We start from the raw sequence: 12,671 nt of genomic DNA, 5'->3' as shown, positions 1-12,671 counted from the left end.
GCACCCTTTTGTTAAACACCCATTTTTTGAAACCTGAAATAATTACTATAAAAGACTTACAGTGGCTCACCGCAATGTGGGCAAAAGTTCTTTTGTCGTTCTTCCACTTCTCTTTCGCGGCGCTCAAGCTCTTGTTCGCGTAATACCTGCAATACGATATTTTGCGCCTGCTCTTTATCCAGTCCCAGCTCACGGCGAATTTTATCGATCATCATCTGATTTTTCACCAAATCAAAATCGCTATCAATCAGCTGCGCTCGAAAGTCTTGTTCAAGCTCTTCACGGCGCTGAGCAAGCTCATTTGCTAAACCAGTCGCTAAAATACCTGCAGGTAATGCCGCCAGACCCACACCTAATATGGTAATAACCGCACCCAATATTTTACCCGCATTGGTAATCGGCGTGACATCGCCATAGCCCACCGTCGTTAGCGTCACCACCGCCCACCACATCGCTTTAGGTATCGACTCAAACTCTTCTGGCTGGGCGTGGTTTTCAACCAAGTAAATGCCACTAGATGCCGTCACAATCATAATTATTAAAATAAAAATAACCGCTTGGAACGAGCCTTTTTCTTTACTAATGACCACCAATAAGATGCGTAACGAAGCAAAATAGCGTGTCAGTTTGAGAATGCGGAATAAACGTAAAATACGTAAGAAGCGTAAATCAATCGTAACAAAGAAATTCAGGAAAGCTGGCGCAATGGCGACTAAATCAATCAACGCAGAAGGACTTTTCAACCACTCCCAACGCTGACGCCAAGTAGTGTCATCTGGTTTTTCCTCGGCCACACTCCACAAACGCAGCAAATACTCAATAGAAAACACCACGATAGAGAAATTTTCAAACCAAGTAAAATACTCCTGATAAGGGTAATACCAACTGTCAACCGACTCAGCAATGACCGCTGCTACATTGGTCATGATTAGAAATATTAAAAAGTAGTCAACGCAACGGCTAAACAGCGTATCGTGCTCATCATTTTGCAGAATATCGTATACGAAAAGACGCAAGCGCCGTATAGATTGGAATAGCATGCCGTCCCTATGCGGTGAAACACCGGTCTTATATTAATATAATAAAGCAGTCATCACAGAATATGACATTAATGCTCGGTCACCATCAGTATTTCATACCCATCACTACTTGACGATGTAGTGCTCTTAAAGCATTACTAGTGATAGGACTGGCTTATTTAGTATGAATCATGATCGGTGATTATACTAAATTTAAATAATACATGTAGGCAAACAAAATTAGCATCAGCACAATGGCGATGATAGCGAAGCGTAAAAATCGTTCGTCAGCGCGTAATTGCTGACTGATATCTTGAGCAGGCAGCAAAAATAAGTTGCATTCAGGACAGCAAGAGTCCATGCGATCCAATATCGTCACAGAACGTGCGTTTGTGCAGCGTAGAGGAGAATTACTACAATAGCCAAGCATAATATATTACCCCTCTTTTCCCACTCTCATTATTCATTCGAAAAGTAATGAGACTATCATTACCGGCTCTAAGTTTTTGACATTTTAATACGCTAAAAGTATCAGCGAGAGTTTAGCATCATTGACTATCGACCAAATTCTAGCGCCGTGCCTCTGTATAACATCGGTATGATAGAATCTAAGTCCTGCCTCACAAACACTAACTGTCCCAAGTAATTTTTAATTACCTCGACAAATATACCTTTTACGGTAAATTTATGCCATAAAAGCCATTAACATGCATTTAAAACCTTACAGTAAATATGGTTTTGTATTATAATGGCGTTGTAATGTTACAGGTTAGTCAATAATCATAACATTGTGTATCGGTACCTAATGTCATCCCTCGTTAGATAGCCACCGATAATCTTCTATCACGTTAAGGAATCAAATGATGAAACTACAATCCCTAGTTTTAGCCACTGCTGCTGCACTTACTATGACCACAGCATTTGCTGTACCAGCTGGTACTTGGTCTGTCGCTGCTGGCGCTCACATGGTTGACCCAAAGAGCGATAACGGTACTCTGGCAGATGGCACTATTGGTGTCGACGTAGACAGTGATGTTCAACCAACCATTAGCGGCGAATATTTCGTTGCCAATAACATTGGTATTGAATTACTAGCGGCTACACCATTCCATCATGACATTACCTTAACTGCTGGCGATGCTACTATCGATGCTAAAACTCAGCATTTACCACCGACTCTATCGGTACAGTATCACTTCGATGGCTACAACATGCCTATGAATGTGAAGCCATTTGTTGGTGTTGGTGTGAACTATACGACTTTCTTTAAAGAAAAAATCTATAGCGATGCTTTCGAAAAATTAGAACTTGATGATAGCGTCGGCGTTGCTGGTCACATCGGTCTTGACATACCTTTTGCCCCAACTGAATACTTCCGTATTGATGCTCGCTATATGGACATCAAAACAGACGCCAGCGTAAAAGCTAATGGTGAGACCATTGAACTTGGTGAAGTTGACATCAGCCCTTGGGTATATGGCGTTGCTTTTGTTAAGACTTTCTAATATAACATAAAGTAATGTGAATAAAAAAAGCTGGCTTAATCGCCGGCTTTTTTGTATCTAAAGTTTAAGCGGCAATGATTATAGATAAAAAGATTATAGATAAAAACGATTGTGCTAAAGTCATTAACCGCTAAAAATCTGGCGACCATTAGCAACAAATTTTAAGCACAAAAAAAGACCATCCTAAGACAGTCTTCTTTTTTCAGATCCTTTTAGTACAAACGATTCTTACAGCAAAATACGGCGCGGATCAGCCAGCAATGTTGCGATATAACGGGTAAATACGGCAGCATCTGCGCCATTAATCACACGGTGATCGTAAGACAATGATAATGGCAACATGAGACGCGGCTCAAAGCTTTGCTTCTTAGCATCCCAACGTGGCTGCATGCTTGCCTCAGACACACCTAAAATACCCACTTGAGGCCAATTTACTAATGGCGTAAAGGCAGTACCACCCAAGTTACCTTGGCTTGATATGGTAAAGCTTGCGCCTTGCAAATCTTTAGTAGTGAGTTTTTTGTCACGCGCTTTTACCGCAAGCTCACCAATTTCAATGGCGATTTGCTTCAAGCCTTTATCCTGTACATTCTTGATAACAGGTACGATGAGACCATCATCCGTTGCCACCGCGATGCCCATATTGACACTTTTACGCAAGATAACTTGCGTATTGTCATCATTTAAATGACTGTTAAAAAGTGGATGCTGCGTTAAGGCATAGGCCGTCGCTTTGACCACGAACGCTAAAATCGTGAAGCCGATACCTTCAGCTTTCATGCTACCTTTTAGCTCGCCACGCAGTTTTTCTGTCTCAGTGATATCAGACAAATCAAACTGGGTCACTTGTGGCAACAAGGTATTATAGTTGAGCTGCGGTATCGATACTTTTTGTAGACGGCTAAGGTCTTGGGTTGTTGTTTCACCCCAAATCTCAACGTTGCTCATGTCAGGTAAGCTTGGCAGGCTAGCGCTGGCTACATTGCCACTGGCAGGTGCCGCTTTTTGAGTGCTTAAGCTTTCTTTAACATGTGCAAACAAGTCTTCTTTTAGAATGCGATCATTCAGCGCCGAACCATTCACTTGGGTGATATCGACACCTAACTGACGCGCTAGCTTACGTACGGCTGGACCTGCATATACGTCAACCAACTTTTCATTGACCTGTGCTTCAGTCAACTTATCAGCTTGCTTACTAGCGACCGCATTAGGCGTTGTAGATTTTTCTGCCTGTTTTGCCTCACCCATTGTTTTAGCAGCAGCTTTCTCTTCTACTTTGGCTGGTGCTGAATGCTTTTGCTCAGCGCTATCTGATGTAGACTCACTTGTATCAGCAGCATCTGCACCACTACTCATGATAACGATAAAGTCTTGACCATTAGCAACCATATCACCAGTCTGAACTAAGATTTTTTCAATCTTACCAGCGACTGGTGCGGGTACTTCTACCGATGCTTTGTCAGATTCAATCAATAGGATTGATTGATCTGCAGTCACGATGTCACCAACACTGACCATGATTTCAGAAACTTGCGCTTCATCAACACCTAAATCTGGCAATGCATGAGTGGTCGATTTACCAGCGTTAGACGCAGGCTTGTCATTAGCGTCAGACGAGGCTGATTCAGTTGCCGCAGGCTCAGGTTTTGTTTCTGGTTTAGCAGCCGTTTCATCTGCCTTTTGCTTCTCGTCAGCAGCGCTATTTTCTTTAGTGTCTACATTGCTTTCTGCATTGTCTGCTTCACTTTCAAGCTCAATCAGTACCATACCTTCACTGACCTGATCACCAACAGCAACGCTGATTTTGGTGACTGTGCCAGCAGCGGAACTTGGTACTTCAACCGAGGCTTTGTCAGATTCTAATAGAATGATGTTGTCATCTTTTGCGATGACATCACCCACTTCTACCATAATTTCGCTGACTTCGGCGCTATCAACACCCAAATCGGGGGCTTTAATATCCATGATTTATCTCCTAGTCTTATGATTATTATTCTTTGACATCACCGTTATTAAGTAAAGTCGCATCAGCTTGATCTTCAGCCCGACCCTCATTACTGATTTCATCATCATCTTCAGCGACAAATTCAGGGACAGGATTTGGATTGACATTACCAGGTGCTGGTGCATCAGGAGAATGATCATAATAAGGCTGTTGTTGCCATGCAGGTGGCTGATCCACATCGATGCCTAAGCTTGAAATCGCATCTTTTACCAAACGCATCTCAACTTCACCTTCATCGGCCAAGCGTTTGAGCGTGGCAACCACGATATGTGCGGCATCAACGTTGAAGAAACTACGCAGATTTTCACGAGTATCAGAACGGCCGTAGCCATCAGTCCCTAAAGTCGTATAAGGACGATTATCTGGCAACCAAGCACGGATTTGCTCCGAATAATTGCGCATATAATCCGTCGCAGCGACGACGATACCTTCGTGCGGCGCTAACTGCTCAGTCACCCAAGGCACCCGCTCTTCATCCATTGGATGCAAGCGGTTGTAGTCATCACAGACCATGCCGTCACGAGTCAACTCGTTAAAGCTGGTCACACTCCAAACGTTGGAGGTGATATTAAACTCATCTTTTAGAATCTGCGCCGCTTTTTGTACTTCACGTAAAATAACGCCAGAGCCTAATAGCTGCACTTGGGTTGAACCATTGTCTTCAAGCAAATACATACCGCGCTTGATACCTTCCTCGGCGCCTTCTGGCATCTCAGGTTGCTCATAGTTTTCATTCATGAGTGTTAAGTAATAATAAACGCGTTCGCCTTCACCATACATACGGCGTAGACCGTCGTGCATGACGACTGCTAGCTCGTAACCGAAGCAAGGATCATAAGTCACACAGTTAGGAACGACGTTGAATAGAATCTGCGAATGACCATCTTGATGCTGCAAGCCTTCGCCGTTCAAGGTGGTACGACCAGCTGTTGCACCCAGTAAGAAACCTTGTGCTTGACAATCACCTGCCGCCCAAGCCAAATCACCCACACGTTGGAAACCAAACATTGAGTAGTAGATATACATCGGAATCATCGGCAACGCATTCACAGAATAACTGGTTGCCAACGCAATCCACGTACTCATTGCGCCTGCTTCGTTGATACCTTCTTCTAACATGTGACCGTCGATGGCTTCTTTGTAGCCCATCAAAGCTTCACTGTCTTCTGGCGTATATTTTTGACCAACCGCAGAGTAGATACCCAACTGGCGGAACATACCTTCTAGACCGAAAGTCCGTGCTTCATCAGGTACAATAGGCACGACGCGATCTTGGATGTCTTTGTTTTTTAGCATGGCTGACAATAAGCGCACAAACACCATCGTCGTTGATTGCTCTTTACCATTGCTGCCTTTTAGTACCCGATCAAACATTGACAGTTCAGGAATATTCAATGGGATATGCCCACTGCGGCGATTTGGCAAATGACCACCTAGCGCTTCGCGGCGACCTTTAAGGTACTTCATCTCCGCTGAACCTTCTTCAGGGCGATAGAATGGTAGCGTCTCTAACTGCTCGTCAGTAAATGGTAAATCAAAGCGATCACGGAAATACATCAACGCTTCTTGATCGAGTTTCTTAATCTGATGTGATTTATTGACCGCTTGTGTTTGAGCCGATAAGCCATAGCCTTTAACAGTTTTGACTAAAATAACGGTTGGCTGACCTTTGGTTTTCATCGCTTCACTGAATGCAGCATACACTTTCATTGGATCATGACCACCACGATTCAAGCGCGAGATATCCTCATCAGATAGCGCATCGGCCATCTCTTCTAACTCAGGATATTCACCAAAGAACTCTTTGCGAGTGAACTCAGCTGTACGGGCTTCGTATAGCTGATACTCACCATCGACCACTTCTTCCATACGATGTTTGAGCACGCCAGTTTTATCATTGGCAAGTAAGCTGTCCCATTTACCACCCCAGATAACTTTAATCACCCGCCAGCCAGCACCGCGGAACACAGACTCTAGCTCTTGGATAATTTTACCGTTACCACGGACTGGACCATCAAGACGCTGTAAATTACAGTTGACGACCCAGATTAGGTTGTCCAACTTTTCACGACCAGCGAGAGAAATAGCCCCTAAGCTTTCTGGCTCATCCGTTTCACCATCACCCAAGAATGTCCAAATCTTACGACCTTCTTTTTCTAGCAAACCGCGGTTTTCCATATAGCGATGTACATGGGCATGATAAATCGACATGATCGGACCAAGTCCCATCGATACGGTTGGGAATTGCCAATAATCTGGCATGAGGTACGGATGCGGATAGCTTGATAAACCTTTACCGCCGACTTCACGACGGAAATTATCAAGTTGATCTTCGGTCAATCGACCTTCTAAATAAGAACGTGCATAAATACCGGGTGCTGAGTGACCTTGATAATAAATCATGTCACCACCGAAATGATCGCTGGCAGCACGGAAAAAATGGTTGAAACCTGTCTCATACAGCGTGGCACTAGAAGCGAAAGTCGCTAAGTGACCACCCAAATCGTCGTCATTTTTGTTTGCACGCATGACCATGGCCAATGCGTTATAGCGAATCAAAGCACGAATTTTGCGCTCAATGGTTAGGTCACCAGGGTACATCGGTTCATCTTCAACGCCGATAGTATTGATATAAGCGGTATCGAGACGATTGAACGGCAGATCTTCTTGAACTGCCATATTGTATAAAGCTTTTAGCAGAAACTGAGCACGATCTTTGTCTGCATGTTTGATAACAGATTCAAACGCTTCCAGCCACTCTTGGGTTTCGGTGCTATCAGCATCCTTATAATAATTCATCACTATTGTCCTTTTTTATCAGTCAGTCCTGCCCGAAGACAGGATATTATTAAATCAAAGTGTTACTTCAATATTGTCGTGCGGGAATAATTTTCTCAATGACTTCCTTGTTAATTTTAAGAAGTGAGATTTATAGTAGGGTGCGGTTATGTAGCAGTATTTGACCAACTCATAATCTGGAGCAGCCTCACATAGCCAAAATAAAAACAGCGCTACTATCTATCGCATATGAACTGAGTATTTAAAAGTGGTTAGATAATAAGATGCTAACCCAACTTTTATAGTCAATTATCAAATGATAATAACTCTTTATTATAGGCTCTTATGCTGCAGTTGTTTATAGCTGTAAAGAAATGGTGATATGACAAGTATTTTTGAAATAAATAATCATTAGTTTTTTTAGAAATGTTTCAATGAAATATAAGAATTGTTTGCTAACAAGCTAACATCTATAACCAGATACTGTAGCTGGTCATGAAATATCTGCCATTCATCCACTTCGTAGGACTTTTACGAAATTATTGCTTAATATGTTAAGTTACGTAATATATACATTAGTTTAGTTAGTGAAATAATTGAGAACTAGTTAAACGCTTATAGCAAGTTTTAGCTTATAGGAACAAGATATGCATAAAGTCCAGTTCACTTCAGACTCAATAAGTATTTATTTGTTGCGCGAATACGTGTATCAGATACTAATCTTGACAGGTTTTATGATATTGCTATTGGCTAGTAACTCTGCCTCAGCACTTGCTCCCAATCCTGGGGCTACTTGTACTGGTATTGCAGGGGCGTCTCAGGGTAGTTTAACCAATAATGACTATAATAGCTTAATATCTTCATTAGGAAACTTTGTACAAGTTGCAGGTAATGCGTCTGGCAGTATTCCATTGCAGGTTAAGATCAGCACTGAAGAGTCTAGCTCGAATACTACATTGAATGCTCTTACTGTCACTGATTTTGATAGTGTTAGAGCCATAAATGTCAGACGTACATTCCCTAATACGTCTGCTTACACCGATATTAATCTTGATTTTCGTAATAGTATAACTACTCAACCAATTTTTTTAACTAATGTTGCTCTTAGCGCTTTTGATATTGATTATGCGAATAGTAATGGCAACACTTTTGATGATTTTGTACAAATTACTGGAGTAAACGAAGCTGGGACTACTATATCTGGCACCTTTCAATCTGTAACTGGCTCAAATATTACATTCAGCGACTCTTTACAAGGCTTGTTAACTAGAACAGTCAGCGACCCTAATTGCCCAGCCAAAAATCTTGGCACCCAATGTCAAGGATCTGTACAATTTTCTCAGCCAGTTAGTTCTGTTAAAATTCGTTACTCCAATACAGGGTATCTTCGTACATCAACTAATCAGGAAATTGATTTTCGAGTGGACAATTACTGCTATGTTCCTCAGTATATATTCTCTGGTACAGTATTTGATGATAACGGTGGTATTACTGATACCCAAGCTGATGCTAATAACGCCAATATTACTAGTGGTACCTATTTTAATAAACCAAACTACTTTAACGGTGTATTTAATACCCCTCAGGAATTAGGTATTAGTGGGAGTAATGTAAGATTAGCCAATTGCGCAAACAACTCTATTACTTATCCAACCCAATCGGTAATTAGAAACGGGGCTTCTGTCGGTGAGTATCAAATCAGTATTCCTAAAACAACACTGGCTAATAATACTAATCTTTGTTTGGTAGAAAGTCGAACAGGGGCTACTTATCCTATTCGCACTAGTAGTGAGAGCAGAAATGTTGGTTTCTCAGCAACCACTTATAATTATCCTAATAACAACTTTGGTAGAGTCATCGCTGCGAATGCAGCTTTGGTTCTGCAGAAGTACCAGTTTGTGAACGATTGCAATGCCAGTACTTTAGTTTACGCCTCAGTTCCGATGACTGGCGATCCAAGAACTGGGTTCAGTATGGATCCTATCCAAAATAATATCACTCCGCAGCAGTGTATTGCTTATAAGATAACCGCGACCAATCGCGCCAATCTTGCTATTAGTGACTTTATCATGAGTGATGTGCTTCAAAAGAAAGGGGTAAATAATGCACAGGTAACGTCTATACGTGTGGCGCCTACCGATAATAATGGCAGTTATGCTACTGATAGTGTCGCTCTTGGTTTGAATGGTACGGTCAAAACTACTGCATTGATGTTGCAAAAAAATACCAAAAGTGATTTTTATTTCAACACCAAATACGGCACTACTGTGAACCCTTAGTAACTATTCCCCCTTGCTATATTATCAACCCTAAAGAATATTTTTTACTGACAAAAGCCCTATCTCTATAGATAGGGCTTTTACCGTTTGTGTACTCCAAAATACCATTTGTCGTTTTTGTGGTGAATATTTGTATTGTTTGCGTGACAATCACATTAAGGAACAATTCTAACTTTATCAGCATCTCTTATTCATAGTTGATTGCAGTTTTTACATTGCATGGGACGAAGTCAAGATTGACTTGATAATAATGGTTTAAGCAAGGAATACGATATGAAAGGTTTTAATTTTTTACGCAGTGCCATATTAGCAAGCTTAGCGTCGGTAATAGCACTAAGTGCTGCTCACGCCAATGATGCCTTAAAAATGGATTTAACAGCCAATCAAGTCACCAAAAACGCCGAAGGTAAGATCTCTTATCTACCAGTTCGTAATGCTCCAGCGGGTACGGTCATTCAGTATAAGGCAACATACAGCAATATTATTAACAAAGATATCCAAGATCTGGCGGTCGTATTGCCTATCCCTGCCAATATGGCTTTCACTGGTGAAGCTAATCCTACCAGTGCTCAAGCCAGTATCGATGGCAAGAACTATGCCGATATGCCACTGATGCGTAAAGTCGATGGCAAAATGGTTAAAATTCCGTTTTCTGAATATCGTACCCTGCGCTGGAATATCAAGTTATTACCAGCACAGAAGTCTGCCGCCGTGGCACTTAACACGATCGTCAACTAGACCTCTCCTTCAACTCACAAAATCTTGCTCTTCTAATTTTAGGATATCTATATGAAATCAAATAATTTTAATTATAGCCTGTTAGCCGTTGGTGTTGCTGCGGTGATGGGTATCTCTACTGGGGCTATGGCGGCTACGGCTACTGATACAACCAAGGCTGCAGGGGCTATTAATAACGTAGCAACCGCAAGCTACAGCGTTGGTACTGTTGTTCAACCTACGGTTACTTCTAATACTGTCACAGTTAATGTTAATGAAACGGCTAACTTCTCACTAATAGCTACTATTGTCGACAATGATAATAATAATAATACAAACTCAAATCAGGCAGCTACTCTTGGTGGTACAAATACTTTCACTCATTCTTTGAGCAACACTGGTAACGTGACTGATACTTATACGGTTAGAGCTCTAGCTAGTGATGACGCTACCCTTGTTACAGCAAGTCAAAATTATCTTTTTAAAGCTAACAACGATAGTATCGCCTTTGTGATCAAACGCACTTCAGATGGTACCGCTCTAACCTTAGCTGAAGGGCAAGCATTGGGACTTACAGTGGTGGCTGGAAACATAACCAGTGGTGGCACTATTAAATTGGCACCAGGTTTAACTGCAGATTTGTCTTATCAGGTACCTGTACCTAGTGCAAATCAAATTGGTGGTCAGATAGGTGTAGGTACTTTGACAGCTTCAAGTGCTTTCATTGGTACTGGAACCATACTTACAAATGAGAACCAGAGTATTGTTAGACTTCCTGTTTTCAGTATTGTGAAGAGAGTAACTAAAACATTAGATCTTAGCAATCCGACTGATGAGGCAACCTATACTATTACAGTCAAAAACAATAAGGATTCTGCTTACGCTACTGATGCCACTAATGTAAAAATTATTGATAGCTTACCAGCAGGTCTAAAATTGGTATCAGGTTCAATAGTTACTACTGTTGATAACTCAGGATTGCTTGTTCCAAGTGGTACGAAGGGAACAATAGGTAATACTGCTACTACAAGTAGTAATGGTACAAGTAATGCTATTGATAGCTTTGAGATTGGCAATGTAAATCTGCCAGTTGGTGCAATCGTTACCGTTACTTTCAGAGTTTTACAAGATGACCTGGAGACACTTGCTTCGCCTCTCATCAACCACGCTCATGTAGAGGCTCCTGTAGGTAATGTCACTATCAAAGATAGTACTGAGAATGGAGGCGCAAATGAAAATACTGCTACCTATTACCCAGCAGGTGATGATGTAGAAAACATCAATGGTTCTAATCCAACTGGTACAGGTGGTGATTCTACGCAGCCACTATTAACGGTTAAGCGTGCATTGGCATTAAGTAATCCAACAGTAAGAGAGATTTCACCTGCCTCAGGTAGTACTAGTCAAGCTACGCACACGACTATTATCACTAATACCGGTCGAGACACTGAAGGTACTGATGCTAACCCTTTAAACTTCACTATTGCAGATGATAGTTTGAATACTGCGGTCAGACCTGTCATTGGTCCTGTCAGTATCACTTATACGCCTGCCAGTTCAACAACATCAATTACAAGAAGTATTTCACCTACCACTACTAGTGGTAATACATACTCTCTTAACGGTACTACTTTACCTGATGGTGGTATTCCTAATGGTGGTACATTTACGATTAGTTATAACATTTCATCAGGCAATGTAACTAATCCTAAAGATGCTACTACAGCTGCAGCTTTAGGTAGCAGCGAAAATACTATCGTAACTTTAACCCCTACTGGTACTGGTGCTCCTACTGCTACTACAGTTACAGATAAAACTAATGTCAAAGGGTTAACTTTAGAGAAGTTTCAAGCACTAGATGCAACATGTACAGGCGCCTTTTCTGCAGCTGTATTTAGTAAAGATGCGATAACTGGTGCGAAACCTGATCAATGTATTATTTATCGTATTAATGCGACTAATACTTCCTCGGCTATTCAAACTGCAGATTCAAAAGCGGCTTCTGGCTTTAATATCACAGGCTTAACCATAACAGATTTACTTTCTAACTTCTCAGCTGGTGCTGATTATGTAAGTGGTACGGCTGCTTCTTCTGCTACTACCAGCTCTTCTATTGGTGACGCCACTGCAAATGCTACTGCTATTACTGCCGCTATGTCTGGTACAGATGTTTTAGCTCCTCAAGGTACTGCTAGCTTAAGCTTTAAAGTTAAGATTAAAAATGCTCGTACTACTACACCATAAATAATTTTCGGTTCTAAATCTATAAGCCTCAATAGACGTTTATAGATCCTCTAGCTTGAATTAATCACTTTTCATTATTCAAGCTAGAGAATCTCTACCCTTACCCTCACTGATATTTTATTGG

General features: G+C 41.5%; 7 protein-coding genes. 4 read left to right on the top strand and 3 right to left on the bottom strand.

Annotated features, from left to right (window positions below):
* Positions 1-56: 56 nt before the first annotated feature.
* The gene (locus JMW85_RS05825) at positions 57-1,040 is read right to left on the bottom strand and encodes an ion transporter (RefSeq protein WP_087814355.1); all 984 of its coding nucleotides are present in this window, start codon (positions 1,038-1,040) and stop codon (positions 57-59) included.
* Between the two features lie 842 nt (positions 1,041-1,882).
* On the opposite strand from JMW85_RS05825, the gene JMW85_RS05820 reads away from it, so the two are divergent.
* Positions 1,883-2,524 (top strand): OmpW/AlkL family protein, encoded by a 642-nt coding sequence (locus JMW85_RS05820; protein ID WP_109590148.1) that lies wholly within the window; start codon positions 1,883-1,885, stop codon positions 2,522-2,524.
* A 228-nt stretch (positions 2,525-2,752) separates the two neighbouring features.
* On the opposite strand, the gene JMW85_RS05815 is transcribed toward JMW85_RS05820, so the two are convergent.
* Positions 2,753-4,489: a 2-oxo acid dehydrogenase subunit E2 gene (locus JMW85_RS05815; RefSeq protein ID WP_201581183.1), complete on the bottom strand. Its 1,737-nt coding sequence runs from the start codon at positions 4,487-4,489 to the stop codon at positions 2,753-2,755.
* 25 nt (positions 4,490-4,514) lie between these two features.
* Complete coding sequence (aceE, locus tag JMW85_RS05810) at positions 4,515-7,328, bottom strand: pyruvate dehydrogenase (acetyl-transferring), homodimeric type (RefSeq protein WP_201581182.1); 2,814 nt, start codon at positions 7,326-7,328, stop codon at positions 4,515-4,517.
* A 626-nt stretch (positions 7,329-7,954) separates the two neighbouring features.
* On the opposite strand from aceE, the gene JMW85_RS05805 reads away from it, so the two are divergent.
* From JMW85_RS05805 to JMW85_RS05795, 3 genes are all read left to right on the top strand, one after another.
* A complete protein-coding gene (locus tag JMW85_RS05805) occupies positions 7,955-9,586 on the top strand; it encodes a hypothetical protein (RefSeq protein WP_201581181.1) in 1,632 nt (543 codons plus the stop codon).
* A 273-nt stretch (positions 9,587-9,859) separates the two neighbouring features.
* Positions 9,860-10,324, top strand: coding sequence for a hypothetical protein (locus JMW85_RS05800; RefSeq protein WP_060490843.1), 465 nt, complete (start codon positions 9,860-9,862; stop codon positions 10,322-10,324).
* 51 nt (positions 10,325-10,375) lie between these two features.
* Positions 10,376-12,547 (top strand): beta strand repeat-containing protein, encoded by a 2,172-nt coding sequence (locus JMW85_RS05795; RefSeq protein WP_201581180.1) that lies wholly within the window; start codon positions 10,376-10,378, stop codon positions 12,545-12,547.
* Positions 12,548-12,671: the final 124 nt, after the last annotated feature.

The organism is Psychrobacter glacincola (assembly GCF_904846075.1).
Taxonomy (GTDB): domain Bacteria; phylum Pseudomonadota; class Gammaproteobacteria; order Pseudomonadales; family Moraxellaceae; genus Psychrobacter; species Psychrobacter glacincola_C.
The sequence above is the reverse complement of the archived record's forward strand: the minus strand, read 5'-3'. Positions and strand labels throughout refer to the sequence as shown.